Origin of the sequence: Natronomonas salsuginis (genome assembly GCF_005239135.1) — an archaeon.
In the GTDB taxonomy this organism is placed as follows: domain Archaea; phylum Halobacteriota; class Halobacteria; order Halobacteriales; family Haloarculaceae; genus Natronomonas; species Natronomonas salsuginis.
In genome coordinates this window covers 58,899-76,716 of record NZ_QKNX01000009.1, presented here as the reverse complement: position 1 = coordinate 76,716, position 17,818 = coordinate 58,899, and the positions used below count along the sequence as shown (strand labels likewise).

The 17,818-nt window shown below is 51.0% G+C and carries 12 protein-coding genes and 2 pseudogenes; 2 read left to right on the top strand and 12 right to left on the bottom strand.

The genetic code is table 11. The features are described from left to right. Window positions 1–259: 259 nt before the first annotated feature. The 8 genes from DM868_RS14760 to DM868_RS14725 all read right to left on the bottom strand — a co-directional run bounded on the left by DM868_RS14760 (window position 260) and on the right by DM868_RS14725 (window position 10,298). Window positions 260–982: an isochorismatase family protein gene (locus tag DM868_RS14760; RefSeq protein WP_137277602.1), complete on the bottom strand. Its 723-nt coding sequence runs from the start codon at window positions 980–982 to the stop codon at window positions 260–262. A gap of 287 nt (window positions 983–1,269) precedes the next feature. Continuing rightward, window positions 1,270–2,301 (bottom strand): asparaginase, encoded by a 1,032-nt coding sequence (locus tag DM868_RS14755; protein WP_137277601.1) that lies wholly within the window; start codon window positions 2,299–2,301, stop codon window positions 1,270–1,272. Between the two features lie 396 nt (window positions 2,302–2,697). Next, the gene (locus DM868_RS14750; RefSeq protein ID WP_137277600.1) at window positions 2,698–4,113 is read right to left on the bottom strand and encodes an MATE family efflux transporter; all 1,416 of its coding nucleotides are present in this window, start codon (window positions 4,111–4,113) and stop codon (window positions 2,698–2,700) included. A gap of 43 nt (window positions 4,114–4,156) precedes the next feature. Next, entirely contained in the window at window positions 4,157–5,401 is a 1,245-nt protein-coding gene (locus DM868_RS14745) for an oligopeptide/dipeptide ABC transporter ATP-binding protein (RefSeq protein ID WP_170964543.1), read from the bottom strand. A gap of 103 nt (window positions 5,402–5,504) precedes the next feature. After that, entirely contained in the window at window positions 5,505–6,698 is a 1,194-nt protein-coding gene (locus DM868_RS14740; RefSeq protein ID WP_137277598.1) for an ABC transporter ATP-binding protein, read from the bottom strand. After that, complete coding sequence (locus tag DM868_RS14735; RefSeq protein ID WP_137277597.1) at window positions 6,695–7,693, bottom strand: ABC transporter permease; 999 nt, start codon at window positions 7,691–7,693, stop codon at window positions 6,695–6,697. Before DM868_RS14735 ends, DM868_RS14740 begins: the two co-directional genes overlap by 4 nt. Further along, window positions 7,690–8,631 carry an ABC transporter permease gene (locus DM868_RS14730; RefSeq protein ID WP_246049148.1) on the bottom strand — a complete coding sequence of 314 codons (942 nt, stop codon included), beginning with the start codon at window positions 8,629–8,631 and terminating at the stop codon, window positions 7,690–7,692. The genes DM868_RS14735 and DM868_RS14730 overlap by 4 nt, the downstream gene beginning before the upstream one ends. 32 nt (window positions 8,632–8,663) lie before the next feature. Then, complete coding sequence (locus DM868_RS14725) at window positions 8,664–10,298, bottom strand: ABC transporter substrate-binding protein (protein ID WP_137277595.1); 1,635 nt, start codon at window positions 10,296–10,298, stop codon at window positions 8,664–8,666. 317 nt (window positions 10,299–10,615) lie between these two features. On the opposite strand from DM868_RS14725, the gene DM868_RS14720 reads away from it, so the two are divergent. Both DM868_RS14720 and DM868_RS14715 read left to right on the top strand, forming a co-directional pair. Beyond that, the gene (locus DM868_RS14720; protein WP_137277594.1) at window positions 10,616–11,599 is read left to right on the top strand and encodes an alpha/beta fold hydrolase; all 984 of its coding nucleotides are present in this window, start codon (window positions 10,616–10,618) and stop codon (window positions 11,597–11,599) included. Window positions 11,600–11,683: 84 nt separating this feature from the next. Beyond that, on the top strand, window positions 11,684–13,048 hold the full coding sequence (locus DM868_RS14715; RefSeq protein ID WP_137277593.1) for an MATE family efflux transporter: 1,365 nt from the start codon (window positions 11,684–11,686) through the stop codon (window positions 13,046–13,048). A 51-nt stretch (window positions 13,049–13,099) separates the two neighbouring features. Here the strand turns inward: DM868_RS14715 and DM868_RS15865 are convergent. The 4 genes and pseudogenes from DM868_RS15865 to DM868_RS14695 all read right to left on the bottom strand — a co-directional run. Further along, window positions 13,100–13,228 (bottom strand): annotated as a pseudogene (locus DM868_RS15865) (thiolase family protein); the annotation flags it as partial. 782 nt (window positions 13,229–14,010) lie between these two features. Then, window positions 14,011–14,994, bottom strand: coding sequence for an LLM class flavin-dependent oxidoreductase (locus tag DM868_RS14705; RefSeq protein ID WP_137277592.1), 984 nt, complete (start codon window positions 14,992–14,994; stop codon window positions 14,011–14,013). A gap of 441 nt (window positions 14,995–15,435) precedes the next feature. Continuing rightward, window positions 15,436–16,920 (bottom strand): annotated as a pseudogene (locus tag DM868_RS14700) (CoA-acylating methylmalonate-semialdehyde dehydrogenase). Between the two features lie 263 nt (window positions 16,921–17,183). Beyond that, window positions 17,184–17,813, bottom strand: a complete 630-nt coding sequence (locus DM868_RS14695; RefSeq protein ID WP_137277591.1) for a phosphoribosyltransferase — start codon at window positions 17,811–17,813, stop codon at window positions 17,184–17,186. Window positions 17,814–17,818 lie beyond the last annotated feature (5 nt).

The following is a 17,818-nucleotide window of genomic DNA, read 5'->3' as shown; positions in this document are numbered from 1 at the left end:
CTTTGGGAAATCGGGACAATCTCGCTAGTGAAGCGGGAGATTTGCGTCATGGACATTCGCAGTCTCCAGCTTCAACTTCTTTGATTTAGCGACCCATCCCGACGCCGCCTAGCGATTCAACACAGCCGGATAAAGATGTTTCAGTGCTTCACAAGGCCGGTTCGTTAGAAAATCTGCTTGCCGAAGGTGTGTTCAAACCCAACAACCAGATCTCTAGTCAAACTGATTATTATGACACTCTTGTTCTGTAATATCGAAGCTAGTCGTCTCCAGCGATCGGTACGGTAGTATCGGTGTAATCCTCAAACTTCTCCATTACTTCATCCACAGGAGTTACATCTGCATACTTCATGCTCATATCGAACAGGGACAGTTCGTGTGAAATACACGACCGATCGCCGACGCACTCTGGTGGCACTATCGTCCGGAAGTTACTGGACTGTGCGTCTACAACAGTTCCTCGTACACACCCACTTGTCGTCATTCCGGTTACGATGAGTGTGTCAATGCCGTAGTAGTGAAGCATATTAGCCATATGCATGTCAAAAAACGAACTTGCACGAGGCTTTTGAAGCACAACTTCGTCCTCTTCAGGCTCAAGTTCCGGTGCTATTTTGTCGATTTTTTCGTCCCACTTTGCTTGCTCTTCTGGCGACCGATCGTTTTCACCGCTCGAAGTCTTTGTCGTTCCATGATAATCATCGGGAAACACGTCTGGCCCTGATGGGGTTACGTAGAAGACAGGAACACCTGTTTCACGTGCCTTATTAAGCAACTTCTCGTTCGCCTCGACACATGGATCACCGACCTCTGGACGCTCTTCAGTGAACGCGAGAGTCATGTCAACGACGAGGACTGCAGGAGTGTCTCCCCATCCGATTTTTCTAGATTGCCCGTTCGTTTTGAAGTATTCGAGGTCTGAATCTGGGATAATATCTGGGACGTAGTTCTCTTCTTTTAGTTCTTTTATGCTTTTACCCATACACGACCCATGGCTGACTTATTTAAAAATCTTTACCTAATTAACACTTAGGTACTATAATATTTAAACGCCGTGGATAAAAATATGTGTTATTCATATTCTGACGGTGAAAATAATCGATTTAAAACATTCAATCTCATCGATCATCGACTAACTCGCCGTCGGATCCCCGGGAGAACTGTCAACCGGAGATATCCAATGCAGAGCTAACTGAAGGTTTAGGAGGGACACAAATCCGATCTGTTTGGTTCGCGGTTCCTCCGCGTGAACGCAGAAAAAGAAGTCAACTAGTACGTTTCGAAGAAGTCTTTGAGCTCTTCTGGATCTGACGTTTTTGTCAGTCCTAATGCTAGCAGAATACGTGCTTTCTGAGGACGCAGCGTATCACCACCGATTCCATACCCCCCCGGTAGGTCCTGGCCTTTTGGTTCAATACAGCCGTAGCTGCCACGAGTACACATAACAATCGGTATCTCTTTTTTTGCAGCTCGTTCGAGTGCTTCCGACTGTGATGGTCCTTCGGGTCGCGATGCGGCACCCCCCGTCATGAATCCTGCGACAACGATTCCCGCTGCATCGTCAGCAATAGCATCAACGACTGTATTATCTTCACCTAATGCTGAATACACGATGTGGATGTCCGTAAGCGGAAACTCTTCTAGGGGAGTCTCGCTGAGACTGAACACTGTGTCAGTACCGCTTTTTCGAGCAGTCGACCGATAGAACCTGATCGGCTGATTCGGACTTGCTATACCAACTTTTCCAAAGTTAGATGATTCCCATGCATCTGGACGGTTGCTCGCTAGTTTGGAGACATCACGTGAATGATGTATTTCATCATTAGCAACGAGTAACGCGCCCCGCCCGACCGATTCAGGCGAAGCTGCGGTTCGAACTGCGTCAAAAAGATTTTTAAAGCCATCGTGGCCGACTTTGCCGATGCCCCGCTGGGCAGCTGTAACAACAACTGGCAGGTCCGTATCGAGTGCTAAATTCAGAAAGTATGCTGTTTCTTCTGATGTATTGGAGCCATGAGTAATGACGAATCCGTCTGGCGGATCATCGCTCTCTGCATGCAGCATAATCTCTTCGTAGACATCGTACCAGACGTCTGGGATTAAGTGTGAACTCCCTAACCGTGAGATACCTGTCGAGGTTATGTTTGCTACCTCCTCGAGCTTTGGAAGCTCTTCTATCAGATCATCCGCAGTAAGGAAATTTTCAGGACTATCATACTCTCCACCAACGTTTGCAATCGTTCCTCCGGTTGCAACGATATGGACGTGCGGCTTTTTGTGGGCATCACTCGATTCAGTCATTGTTCATTTTCTAAATTATTACTGGAATTTAATAGATATTCAAATACTAATCTGGCGTTTGAGATGCATACCATACTCAGATAACTCGTCGTGAATGTAATATATAAATATTCGGTGGCAACAAGTTATAGTATTTGTAGTCTATATACTCTTAATTCGAGATCACGCGACACTTGTTGTACTAATCTCGCTCATTTCGACACATTATGTCAGAGGGGCTTCTCGGACCGTTCGTCCGGTGAGTTTCAGCTTGAGAAAGGATTACTGGCGACGGAGACGATCCCGCCGCAAGAGAACGACGGGGTCATCGTCTCGAGCTGTCCACTATACTTATGTTTATTTTTCGATGAAGTTTACGTCGGTAAGAATCCCAATTGGTCATCGGCCTGTAATACTTCACTGAACGCTATCTCTAGATTCCATCCGAGTAAATGCGTCAGTTATCCATATTTCTTGTCTATACCAAAACAAGACTAGAACCAACCGACCCACACCATATGCAATGACTGCGACATACAACGCTATTATCCCATAACCTAGTACGATTCCACCGACATAGGTGATCCCAAGCAACATCCCAAAATTACCGACAAGTTCAGCGAGAAATGGTTTCATTGTCTCCCCTGCACCCTGAAGCACACCAGCGAATATGCGTGCAAGCCCACCCGCTGGGGCTGAAATTGCAAATGCCTGCACAAACGTGGAACTGAGCGCTCTTGTTGTCTCATCATTGCCGAATAGTGATGCTAAGGTTTCGCTGCCAAGATACATTAGTATCGCTAACATCGAGATAAGCGTAACGCCAAGCAGTGCAAGTGCACGAATTCTAAATCGGAGATTCGCACTTGAACTCGTACTGCTAGCCTTCTGCCCGAGATCTTGTCCAGAAACAATACTAGCGACGACGTTTGCGCTTCTGGCTATCGGACCGGTTGCTTGCTGGAAGACACGTCGTCCGACAGTATAGGCTGCAAATGCCTCAACACTGAATGCAACAACAATCGCATTCAGCGGAAATTCGGCTCCTGTCCTAGATAACCCTTGGACCGTTCGTGGTGTGCTGATTCTGATTAGTTGTTTCGTGATTCGCAGATCACTTGGACGAACAAGTTTGACATCGGTAAGACGACTTGAAAACACGACAAGAACTGCTAACCCAGCAAGAACGTTTGCGACTCCTGTCGCGATAGCGACTCCTACAACTTCGAGTCGTGGAAGTATTCCTATTCCTAATCCTAATCCGACAGTTCCAACTATATTGATGAGATTTGATCCACCACGGATGAACATTGGTGTGAGTGTGTCACCAGTGCCTTGCAGGGTCTTTTCACCAACAAGTGTGAGGTGCCGAAATGGAGCGGTTCCAAGTACAATTGCCAAATATGGCGCTCCGAGCGCAACGACCTCTGGTGGAGCACTATATAGTCGCATAAATACCTCACTAGCGAAAACAGCTGCAACGGCGATCGGGATCCCGATGAGGAATCCTATAACCAGAGCTTGTGAGATAGCTTCGTCTCGGTTTGCGAACGCTTTATTCGCCGTATCTTGACTTGCTAGTGCAAGTCCTCCCGTCCCGATCCCGATCCCAATAAATAATGCAATCTGGGTGTACAGGTTTGCTAATCCAACCGCGGCAATAGCGGATGAAGAAAACAGTGCTACAACTATTAGATCTGTTGTTCGCATCCCAGTTCTTATAGCAGTTTGGACTGAGATAGGCCAACCAAGTGATACGAAACGTTTCCACTGTTTTAACAATTTGCTTAGCCTTTGCTCGTTGCTACTTTCAATATCGTCAGAAGTTACCATTTATTTCATTCATTTAATTTTTGATATATACTGGACGTTAATATCAATCGAGATGACAAAACGTTTCGTGATCATCGGCTACCGCTGACGAAGAGGGGGCTTTTTTTTCACAGGGCGACTGAAACACTTCTGCTATCGTGTTATAGGCGCTATCGGTCTCCCCCTCAATCAGGTGCGTGAGACTTTCGGTTAGGATTTTTTGCGCAGCAGAATCTGATAATGTTTCTTCGAAATCATATTTATCCCGAACTAACTCCATCATGTTCGCTTTATTTTTCTCAATACCTTGTTGGTCTGCCATCGAAGCTATCTTTTTATATGTTAGTTTACTAGAACGAAGATCTAACTTATAATCGAAGATCGCTCTCCATTCGTTCTGTTCGAACTCGAAGTCATCTGGTGGTATAACTACAGGGCAACGAGTATGAAACCGACACCCGTCGGGGGGGTTACGTGGTGACGGTATATTCGGGTTGACTTCATCATATTTCGCATCCGTCTCTCCGACTTTGGGAACACTCTCAAGAAGTGTTTTGGTGTATGGATGAGATGGGTTATTAAAAATATTCTCTGTTGTACCCATCTCAGCGACTTTACCGAGATACATAACGAGTACTTTGTTACAGAGATACCGAATTACGGAGATATCGTGAGAAATTATCAACGTAGTCAGGTCGAGATCTTCCTGGATCTCGTTTAATAGATTGAGTATTTGTGCCTGAACACTGACATCAAGTGCGCTTGTTGGCTCATCGAGCACTAATAGTTGTGGCTCTAAGACGATTGCTCGAGCAATTCCGACACGTTGGCGTTGCCCCCCGGACATCTCACTGGGGTATCGATCAAGCTGGTCGACGGACAACCCGACTTTGGTTATTGTATCTTCCACTAAGCCGTTTTGATGATCTTTTGTTCCCACATTGTGGACTTCAAGTGGCTCCCGTATGAGCTCACGAATTGTCATTTTAGGATCCAGAGAAGAAGACGGATCTTGAAATACAAACTGGACATTCCTAGCGAATCGCTTTCTGTTTTGATCTACCCACTCATGAATATCGTTTTCAAATAGGGTAGCGTTACCCGACGTGGGCTTTTTAAGTCCAACCAATGTCTCGGCTAACGTTGATTTACCACACCCGGATTCACCTACGATTCCAACAGTGTCTCCACGAGATACAGTAAACGAAACACCGTCGACGGCGTGAACTCGATCAGGTTTTGCAGACCGAATTCGATTGACAATTCCTGTGGAGTCTATGTAGTGTTTCTTTAAATCGTTGACTTCCAATATCGGTCGATGAGTAATTGATCTCGTTTCCTCCCTGCTTTCAGGTGATAGCGACGGCTGTTGAGTATTGAGACGTGTCCGATCGGTCGACTGTGATATGTTATCAGTCATTGTTTGCTATGTTCTTTGAGTTAGTATCTTGTCGTGGCTCTTCGCGCGTTGGGTTTGTTTCGATGGATATCGGAACTTCAGTGTCTCCATCACCGGCATGAAGGCAGGTCACACGATGGCCAGAGTCGCCATTTACAGCTCTCGTTGGCGGAGGTGAGCCTGTACATTCGTCGGTCGCTGCAGGACAGCGATCGGCAAATGAACAGCCGAGCCCCATTTCACTATCCAACAGGCTGGGAACATTCCCCGAGATTGGCTCGATGTACTTGTTACTATCGGTCAAGTCGGGCAAACTATTCAACAGGCCTTCCGTGTAGGGGTTTTCCGGACTATTGAGGACTTTATCTGTTGGCCCTACCTCGAATAATTCACCAGCATACATCACCGCCGTTCTATCCCCAAGTCGTGAGACAACTCCGAGGTTGTGGGTGATCAACAGTACTGTAAGATCTAACTCGTTTTGCAGATTTTTGAGCAGGTTGATCACACCTGCTTGAATAGTTACATCTAATCCCGTCGTCGGTTCATCAGCGACGAGGAATTCTGGATCACACGCGATCGCCTGCGCAATCATTGCCCGCTGTAGCATCCCGCCACTAAACTGGTGGGGATACTCGTCGGCTCGTTCTGTGTAATCCGGGATATCTACTAACTTGAGTAATTCGACTGCTCGATCGTAGCTCTCCTCAGAGATATATTGCGCACCAGGTGTCACAATATCTTTTAATAAATCGATATTGCTGTACGTCTCTCCATTTTCAGCACGCTTGTTGACCTCAACCGCTTCTGCGATCTGTCTTCCGACTGTTAGCGATTGGTTGAAACTTTCTTCGGGATCCTGGAAAATCATACTGAAATCTTTACCCAGTAATGAACTTCTGATCGACGACGAAACTGACAGAAGATTTATATACTCGCCATCTACCATATCACCATCTAGCTCCTCTCTAAGACTTGGCGATCGATACCAGATCTCTCCGTTGACGATCTTACCCGGAGACTCGATGAGTCCGAGTAGGGATCTTCCAGTGACGCTTTTCCCACTACCACTTTCGCCTACAATCGATAGTATCTCACCCTCGTTTACGTCGAAGCTGATCTTGTCGGCAGCATTGATTGTTCCCTCTTTGGTGAAGAATTTCGTTGATAGATCTCGCACTCGAAGGAGTGGATGGGCGTCGTTCATCTGCCACCTCCTTGAATGTCTGGATCAAGAGCATCCCGGAACCAATCCCCGAGTAAGTTGATGGATATCACTGCTGCAACAATGAATAACCCTGGGACGGACGAAATCCACCAAGAGTTTGAGAGGTAATCCCTCCCGAAAGCGATGTCAAATCCGAGAGACAAGGTGGTCCCGGAAAATCCAAGGAATGATAATGAACTCTCGATGATAATAATTGTTGCGAGCTGGACGGTACCCAATACGAGTATCGGTGTCAGACTGTTTGGGAGAACGTGATTTTTTATAATTCCAAAATCACTCATTCCCATCGTTTTCCCAGCAGTAACGTAATCTAGGTTCCTCACCTGTCTCGCTTCGGACCGTGCGACCCGAGCTATCCACACCCATATTACTGCAGAGATGGCGAGGGTGACAGTCCCCGGGAACGGGGTTGTCTCAGGACGGTTCTCTACCAATCCTAACGCAGCAAAGGGGTCTGGGACGGACACAGTCATGGGTCCAAGAATCCCAAACAGTGCTAATGCCATGAGAAGCGACGGAAATGCCAATATAACGTCCACAAACCTCATAATCGTATCATCTGTTTTCCCACCGTAGTACCCGGCGATCAATCCAAATGTAGTTCCGACTATAAGTGACAGTATCATTGCAGTTACTGCTACCAAGAGCGAAGTTCGCAACCCGTAGAGCGATCGAGATAGTATATCGCGACCGTTCGCGTCCGTGCCCAACATATGGTTTAGCGTCCCACTGTTGTCCGCGACGACAGTTTGTATTTCTCCGTCGACGAGCTGTGTCTGTTCTGATTCTCCACCAAACCCTAGCGGTGGTTGGTGCGTTCGATCGGAATACTGCGTTGTGGGGTTATGTGGTGCTAAAATTGGCGCGAAGACACCACCAAAAATGAGCACCGTGAAAATGAATACTCCAATAATGGCTGTGGGATTCGAACGTAATTCATCTTTGAGGCTCTGAAGTGTTCGTCTTTTGATCATGAGAGGTTCACCTGTGGGTTGAGTTTCGCATTGAGTATGTCAACTAAGATGTTTATTGAAACATAACCGATTCCTACGACAATTAAAATGCCCTGCATTATTGGCCAATCTGCAGTATTTAATGCTTGAATGAATAGCGACCCAAGTCCTGGCCAATTAAATACCGCTTCAACGACAACAGAGCCACCGATCAATAGACCTAGCTGGAGACCTGCAACCGTAATTACAGGAGCCATACTATTCTGCAAAACATATCTTACTGTTATGATGTTTTCAGGCAGGCCTTTCGCACGCGCTGCTCTCACGTATTCTTTGTTGAGCTCCTCGATGACGTTGTTTCGTGTCATCCGAAACAGAAGTGCCATAAAGTACGTACCAAGCGCAACAGTCGGCAATATCATGTGTTTCGTCCACTCTAGCAGACTTTCGGTTGGTGCAACCCTGCCACCGGTCGGTAGAACGCCCAACTGAACAGGCACCAGCAGAATCAACATTATTCCAAGCCAGAAGTTTGGTGTACTGAGTCCACCTAGTGAGATGATATTTGTCGTGGCATCCGTGTTGGTACCTCTTCTTTTTGCGCTCAACACCCCGAGTGGAATCGAGAATATCACCGCGAAGATGAGAGAGGCGAACGCCAACTCCAGCGTCGCAGGAAGTGCATTCACGATCAATTCATTCACGTGCACTCCACTACCGTAGGAAAATCCTAGGTCGCCTCGTGCTACTTCGGATAGGTAGCGGAAATACTGAACAATGATCGGATCGGTAAGACCCAGATCTTGTCTGATCTGCTCGATTAGTGCCGGTGTGGCATCATCAGGTGCAACCAACGTTGCGGGATCTATCGGTGTTAAGAATCGTAGGAGGAACACCAGTGTGATTATTCCCCACACGACCGCAACTGATTGACCGACCCGTCGAAGCGCGAATTTCATCAAATCCGTCATAAAAAGTTAGTATCTACTGCCTATTGGTTAATTCCACTGTCCAGTGGGGTAACCAGTTCATCCTGGCGCCCTCGGTAATCAAGGGCATTGTTGTGACCAATCAAAGCCTGCTGACCGTGTAGGAAAACCCAACACCGCTCTTCAACACACAAGCGATTCATCTCTTTGGTAAGTTCTTCTGCTTCATCTCTGGGTGCTCGAATGGACCGGTCGAACAGATCTTGCAACTCATCGTACCGTGGGTTTTCACCAAAACGGCTCTGTGAATCCGTGTTTAGCAGTGTAGAATTTATCGTCTCACGGCCATCCCATGCCGGATGACCATATCCAACGATAAAGAAGTCCATATCCAGTGGCCGGCTCGACACCCATGCATCAGTGAAATTACCGTAATCAACTATATCGGCCTCACAGGTTACATTCGAGAGTTGATTTATCTGATCAACGAGTGCAAGCCCGAACTCTTCACCAAGCAGGTATCGCCCGGTTGGAACTGTTAGTTGGAGTTCGATCCCGGAGAAGCCCGCTTCGTCGATGAGTTCTTCGGCACGGTCGGGATCATAGCCGATCGGTTCGATATCCGGATCGTACCCGAACATCTGTGGTAATGTCGGCTGAGTGGACTTCACAGCAAACCCGTCCATGATGTCATTAATGTAGGCATCTTGGTCAACGGCGAGATTCATCGCTTCTCGCATCTCCCAGATGTTCCACGGCTCTTGACGCTGATCCATCACAATTTTAATTACACGTGATGTGGGGGACGTATTCAAAGACAGATTCTCTGCCTGTTCTATCGTCTGCACATCCGCTGGTGGAACAGATTCTGCGATCATGTATTCTTCAGCACGCAATCCAGAAACCCGACTGGAGCTTTCTCCAATCCAGTTAATTGTAACCGTGTCGACACTATTTGCCCACTCTGGTAGTTCTCCCCAGTAATCCTCAAAGATTTCAAATGTAGCACTCACACCTCCCGTTTCTACATCAACCAACTGCATCGGTCCGGTACCCATCGCATTTATAGCCGTTTCCGAGGGGTCGCGGGCTTCGATCCAGTCCTTGTTAACAATCACTAGCCCCAGGAAGTGCGAAAGAGCAGTCTCCACAAAGGAGTTGAACCCATCAGAGAGTATATCGATTGTATAGTCGTCGATAATCTCTGTGCCAGTAATACCAGGGAGATTCCCTTGAAGATCACTCGTGAGATGGACGTCCGGATCCTGAATCCGATCTACGCTGAAAGCGACATCTTCAGCAGTGAATTCATCACCATTGTGCCATGACACGCCCTCACGCAATTCACATCTGAATCGACCTGGCTCTTCTCTCCCCCAGTCTGTGGCAAGCATTGGCTGCATATTACCCTCTAAATCCCGGTCGATCAATCGCTCGTAGGTAAGGGTAATAGCCGCGGCATTCTGGATGCCACCGGTCTGGTGCTGATCGACAGTAGAGTCACTGGCAGCTGCTACCGCGAGATTGAGTTCTCTGTTCGGGAAAAGTTCCGCACCAGTTTGGCCTCCTCCATTTCCTCCATTTCCGCCGTTTCCGCCTTGCGTATTAGATTCGCCACCGCCTGAACAACCTGCAAGTAGTGTTGCTCCTACGGGAGCAGATAGACCTTTGATGAACTGCCGTCGGTTGGGTTCCATTGTTGCAATAGAACGAGATTTGGTGTACGTATATAATTCTTTGGCCAGTATAAGTTAATTTGTGTGGTGAAGAATTGATCGTAAGTACAATATAATGGAATTAAGGGGCGCAAACGATTACGGCACGACACAGTTATTTTTCACTGCGCGTTCCAGCCGAGATTGTCCAACAATTCGGAAAAATTGTTTAATGTGTTTATACTACTCCAGTTATTAGTACCATTAGCACAGAAAATTTATATGTATGTTTGCCTTTTTCCAATCTGTCACTAATACTTGGAAATGGACCCCAAGTAATATACAATACTTGACAAACTATGAGCGAAACAGAACAACAGTTTGCTGATGTTGACAAAGATGCTGCGATCAAGGGGTACGAACCGAAGTACATCGACGTCCAATACGGCAACCTCGACGGAATAAACACACGATATTACGATATTGGTGAAGGTGAACCACTTATTTTAGTCCACGGAAATAATTGGAGCGGTTCCAGTAGCGCGAATTCCTGGTCAGAAACATTCGAGTATCTTTCCGAGGAGTATCGTGTGTTAGCTGTCGACCGGATTGGTTGTGGAATGACTGATAATCCAGACGATCCCGAAGATTTCAGATATGAATCTGATATTAACCACATAATCGGGTTTATCGAGGCTCTGGGTCTCGATTCATGTCATATTGCAGGATGGTCTCGAGGTGGCGGCCTCGTTACCCGCGTTGCCGTTGAAGTCCCCGAAATGATCGATAGCTTAATAATCTGCAACAGTGCGACACTCGGGCCTGCAGCAGGTGACGGACATCACCGACGAGATATTATTTTCAAGCAGGATGAGCTTGGCTTAGAAAAAACGGGTCCAGAGTACATGGAGTACTTTTACTCCCAATACTCTCACCAGAGAGATTACATTACTGATGAGCGACTGGAGATCTGTGCATACCTAGAAAATACAAAAAAGGCACTCGAGACAGATCGGATTATGAACGAGGAAGGCCAGATGGAGCACTGGCAACAGACGCTCGATGAAGAAATGAAAGAAACACATATCCGAATTAAAGATGGCGTTCTCGATATGCCTGTGCTGTATGTGTTCGGCCGTGATGATCCAACTGTACCACCACTAATGGCGATGGCAGCGTACGATATGATCGGAGAACACAATGATAAAGTTCATATGAACATCATTAACCATTGCGGACACATGATCTTCTTAGAACATCCGAAAGAATTAGCCCAAACCATGACCGGGTTCCTAAATCTTTGGCATGGTGAATTGGCTGATGAACCTCACGAATTCTACTAATTTATTTAGTTGATCGTACGATATTCGGTATCTGTGCTCATTTTGTATTCGCCTATTGGCGTAATTGAGAGTATGCTCAATTAAATGGTCGATATTTCTGAGCAAAAAGAGACATGGGAACGAGTGGTCCAGTTGGGATGGCCAATAACCCTAGAACAGTTGTTAAATACCTTAATGCGGACGATTGATGTCATTGTTACGGGATTATTTTCGCCGGTAGCTGTCGCTGCTGTTGGCCTCGCTGATCTATATGCTCAAATACCATTAAGAGTCGGTCTGGGCTTGGGCACTGCATCAATTGCGATCTCTAGTCAGGATACTGGAAGAGGAGCAGTGACCACGCGAGACCGAGTAGTAACTCAAGCGATGCTCATTGGTGCGTTATGTGGTATCCCGTTCACTATTATTGGCCTGTTATTTAGCAACAGTTTCATAGAACTTCTCGGTGCTGAATCTGAAGTAGTTCTCTTGGGCGGTACTTATCTAATGATCGTGCTTTCTGCTGCATCAATGCGGATTATTAGTATAGTTGGTGCAAGGTCTCTGCAAGGGGCCGGCGATACACGGACGCCATTATTAGTAAATGGATCTGCCAACATCGTCAATATCGTCGTGACAGTGTTGCTAGGATTGGGCTTACTTGGGTTTCCTAGCCTTGGAATCGTTGGTGTTGGGATCGGTACTTTTGTTGGACGAACAACTGAAATGATTTTCATTGTCGGCCTTTTCGTGAGCAATTATGGTCCACTCTCGTTTGACCGTCAGTTTAATTATACAATTACAAAACAGATCGTCTTACTTAGCGTCCCAAATTTTTTCGAGGGTATGAGTACCTCGCTTGCGAACTTTCCATTTAACGCTTTATTACTCCTATTTGGAACGGAAGCAAACGCTGCATACCACATCGGTCGGCGGATTTTTCAGCAGGTAACCGGTCCGATTTCACGCTCGCTCTCAACCGTCTCGAGTATTATCATAGGTCAAACATTAGGTGAAGGTCGCCCAGAAGTCGCTCAAAAGAAGCTCAGACATATTATTTCGTTCAGTGTAGCTGTGCTTTTTGCTGTCGGCATTATTTTATTTGTTGTTGCCGAGCCGCTTATTCCACGGTTTACTAGTGATCCGACAACTGCAGGCTACGCAATAACATTCACCTGGCTTTTCAGCATCTCTACCGTACTATTTGGTACGTTTTTCACACTCGCGGGCGCATTGCGGGGTGCAGGTGATACTCGAACGCCACTTTATGCCCGTTTGACCGGCGTCATAACATGTATGCTCGGTATGTCTTATCTCCTGGGAATACTTCTAGACTATGGGTTGCCCGGCATATATGTTGGAATATTTTTAACATACGTGATCTGGGTGATTATAGCGTACCTCGGCATCAGGTATGGCGGCTGGTTGCAAAAAGCCGAATCGTTGATCTCAGAGAGAGAGCAGATCTGATTCGTGAGTTGCTACTATTATAGCTTCAGAGCGAGAATACGGTTGAACCATCAACATGCTGCCCGACGCGCCGATCGGGAGACCGTAGGCAACCGTCCCGCCGAGCGGGTTCATCCGATCGCGCGGGATACCGAGCCGGTACATGACGTACACTGATTGTGCGGTGAACGCTTCGTTGACTCAACAAGTATCGAGGTCGTTTTGTCCAGGAGTCGTTCGCTCCCGCCGCCAACATTCAAGAGTAGCGGTGTCCAAACTCTCCTTGAGCAGATCTGGGCGTCGCGTGAATCACTCACTCCTCGAGCAGCTCGTTCGTTAATGCCTCACTGCGCTTCTTTCCATGTACGCGATAACGCCCCTGAGCAGTCTTCACCTGACGAAGACGTCGGTTTCGACGAACTGTCCACTCTTCACTTCTCATCCGATTTCGCTAGACTACGTGCCGAATCACTCAATTCAGCCACGGGTTTTCCATGGGTTCGAACCGGTGTCCACACCGTGGACACTCGACGAGAGACTGACCATCGTCGTCGACGACGACGAAACTGCGGCCCAGGGCGACGCGTCCGCACTCGGGGCATCGTCGGAGGAGCGGTGGTATCATCTTATTTTGATGTTCGAACCGAGCACGGACGCTCTCGATCCGCGAGCTGGCTTCGTACCTGCCCGATCAGCAGTCGGACGATCTTCCGGGGAGAGTCGGGAATCGCATCGGGTTGCTGGATCAGTCTGAGTGTCCCGGCTGCTATATGCTGCGACGATCTCCCCGTCCGCTACGCGTTGGAACAACATCCGGGAGACACTCACTGACTCGCCGGTCGGAGGTCGACGTGTGTTCGCAGGCTCGTGCGTGTAGAATAATTATGGATGTGTGTGGGCATAATATCGTCGGAGCAATGCTGTAACGACGCAAAAAATCAGTCAGTAAAACTCGTGGAACTCCTGATTACGCTCGAATCACGCTAGTAGCTCGCCGGCGCGAGCTCTTCGATCGTCCGCTCGACCGTCTCCTCGTCGGCGTTGCTCGGGATCGTCACCATCGGTCGCGTCACGCAGTCGATGTCGGCGATGGCTTGGAACTGCTCGCGTGCCTCGTCGGGCGTCCCGGCGACGCCCAGCGCCTCGACCATCTCGTCGGTGACCGCGGCGGCGGCGGCCCCCCGGTCGCCCTCGCGCCACGCCTCGGCGACGGCCGTCGCGTTCTCCGGGAACAGTTCGCCGACCGCGTTCTCGTAGCCCTTCCCGTTGCCGACGTAGTAGGCGATGTGGCCCCGAACCACGTCTTTGGCATCCTCGGAGTCGTCGGTGACAGCGCTCGGCACGTACGGCGTAACGTCGATCGTCGCGTCGCGACCCGCCTCCTCGGCGTGTTCCTCGATGTACTCGTACTGCTCCTGCAGCGCTGGAAACGGCACGTTGTGCGGAATCCAGCCGTCGGCCAGCCGGGCGACGACGCGGCGGTTCGCCTTCCCGAGCGCGGCGTGATACACCGGCACGTCGGCCCCGAGCGACGGGAAGTCCTGCACGTCGAAGATCTCGCCGTCGTACTCGACGCGCCCCTCGTCGCCGAGGAACTTCTTCGTCAGCTCGATCGTCTCGTGGGCCCGCCGCACAGGGTTCGGGTCGTCCCAGTCCGCGCCATGGAGGTCCTCGATGGCCTTTTTCGTCGAGGTCCCGACGCCGAGGCGGAACTGGCCGCCCGAGACGTCGTTGAGGGAGGACGCGGTCATCGCCAACAGCGCGGGCGTCCGCGAGAAGACGTTCGCGATCGCCGTCCCGAGGTCGATCTCCTCCGTCGCCGTGGCGATCTCCGTCAGCCGGACGATCGAACTCGCGCCCCACAGCTCGCCCAGCCAGAGGCCGTCGTACTCCAACTCCTCCGCCCAGGCCGCGAGTTTGGCGTCGTCCATCTCCGATACCATCGGTAACAGTAGATCGGTTGCCATGCGCGCATACGCACCCAGCGCAGATATAAATCGGTCGGAGGGGAAGCTATCCGTCTCCCGTTCGTCGAACGCGGCGGCCGAAATTTCGATCCGTCGCGCCAACTCTCACCAGGCGTCCATCGTCTTTTTTGAGCAGTTGAATATATTTTATATGTAAGATATTTAAAGTTTAAGCTATTGGGTAGCTGTCTATTATCGTGCTAGCGGACTTCTACAAAACTGCTGTTATAAATAGTGTAGTACCGAGTTTGAGCAAAAACAACGCACAATACTGCTTAATCACTGCAAATTTTAGCGCATACTGGAACTGTTTACTATACTTGATTGTTAACTGATATGAATTTAACGCATTTATTATCTTTAATATCTATGTCTTTCAATATGTGGCTATTGAATAAATCGCTCACCAAACAGCGGTCGCTGGGACGGTTCCAGCGCGATTCAGCTGTACCAGCGTTCGATCTCGATCGTCTTGTCCGTGTAGAAGTTCACCGCGTCCTCGCCTTGGGCGTGGAGGTCGCCGAAAAACGAGCCCTTTCGGCCGCCGAAATGGAAAAAGCCCATCGGCGCGCAGACGCCGACGTTGATCCCGATGTTCCCGGCATCGACCTCGTAGCGGTACGTCCGGGCCTCGCTTCCGCGCTCGGTGTACAGCGAGGAGGCGTTGCCGTACTCGGTGCCGTTGACCATCTCGATGGCCTCGTCGAGGTCGTCGACCGACGCCAGACACAGCACGGGCCCAAAGATCTCCGTCCGGGCGATCTCCATGTCGATCGTGACGCCCTCCAACAGCGTCGGACCGAGGAAGTTCCCCTCGGGGTACTCGGGGTGCTCGAAATCGCGACCATCGACGACGAGGTCGGCTCCTTCGCCGATCGCCCCGTCGATCATTCCGAGGACACGCTCCTGAGCGTCGGCCGTGACGAGCGGTCCGACGTCTGTCTCCTCGTCGACTCCCGGACCAACTACGAGGTCGTCGATGGCGTCGAGCAGTCGGGCTCGGAGCTCGTCGTAGGCGTCGCCGACGCCGACGACCACATCGTTGGCGAGGCAGCGCTGCCCCGCGTTGCCGTACACCGAGCCGACGATGTTCGGCACGGCTTCCGCCAGGACCGCGGAGTCGGTGACGACGGCGTAGTTCTTCGCGCCGCCCTGCGCTTGGACGCGTTTGCCCGCCGCGGCCGCGGTCTCGTAGATGTGTCGGGCGACCGGCGTCGAGCCGACGAACGAAACGCCCGCGATATCGTCGTGGGCGAGCAGCGCGTCGACCGTGCCGACGCCGCCGTTGACGAGGTTGACGACGCCCTCGGGGAAGCCGGCGGCATCGACGGCCTCGAAGATGAGCTGTGAACTCAGCGGGACCTTCTCGCTCGGTTTGAGAACGAACGTGTTGCCGGTCGCGACGGCGTACGGCAGGAACCAAAGCGGGATCATCGCCGGGAAGTTGAACGGGACGACCGCGGCGAACACGCCGAGCGGCTGTCTGACGGCCGACTCGTCCATCCCCGTCGCGACGCCTTCGACCACGCCGCTGCCCGCTCTGAGCATGTTCGGCATGCCCGCGGCGACCTCAACGTTCTCGATGCCGCGGCGGATCTCACCGCTCGCCTCGGCGACGGTCTTGCCGTGTTCGCGCGAGAGCGCATGGGCGATCTCCGCCTGTCGCTCCTCGAGTTCGCGCTTCAACGCGAAGAGGTGCTAGGTTCGTTCGGCCGGCGGCGTCGCCCGCCACGTCTCGAAGGCGTCGTAAGCCGTCCATACCGTCTCGTCGACGTCCGCCGTAGTCGAGTAGTGCACTCGTGCGATCTCCTCGCCGGTCGCCGGATCGATGACACCTCGAGTTTCTCCGTTCGGTTCCACCCAGCCTCCGACGTAGTTTCGGGCGACGTCCACCGCCGTCTCGCCCCGATTGTGTGTCCCTGTCATACGTTCGAGTCTGTCTGCTCAGGGGCATATATGTTTCCCGCCGCTCGAGACGCGACGCCCTATCGGGTGTTCGTCTCACGGTTAGATAACATATTTACCTCTGTTAGGGACACTTCCAGCGCGCGAGTGCGGTAAGTCGTCATTAAGACGCGAGCCCGCTGCATTCGTGCATCCTCGCCGTACGCGACGGTCCGACCGACCGCGGAACGCGCGTTCGTTTCGCCCGGTAGTTTCACCCTATACACGACATCTCGTCGCGACACCTACTCGTCGGGTTCCAGATACGCCATCGCTTCCTCGTCGGTGACCTGCTCGAAGTTGTGATAGAACGCGCCGACGGCTCCGAAGTGGACCGGCGTTTCGACGCAGAGCACGTCGTCGGCCTCCTCGTGAAGCCGGTCGACGGTCTCCGGCGAGGCGACCGGCACCGCGACGACCACGCGCGCCACGCCTGCGTTTTTGAGGGAGCGGATACAGGCGATCGCCGTTGCCCCCGTCGCGATCCCGTCGTCGACGAGCAGCACCGTCCGTCCCGCCACGTCGGGGGGCGACCTGCCCCCGCGGTACCGGTCGGCCTTCTCGCGGGCAACCTCCCGTTCGCGCTCGATCGTCGCCTCGACGTACGTCCCGCTCACGCCCAACTCCTCGATGAGCGAGTCGTTCCGCCAGACGGTCCCATCGCTGGCGACCGCACCGATGGCCAGTTCCGGGTTCGACGGTGCCCCGAGCTTCCGAGCGGCGACGACGTCGAGTGCGACGCCGAGCCCGTCGGCGACGGCGCGGCCGACCGGCAGCCCGCCGCGCGGGATCGCGAGGACGATGTCGGCGTCGAGGTCCCGCTCCGCAACCACGTCCGCGAGCTGTCGGCCAGCATCGGTTCGATCCGCGAACATCCCGT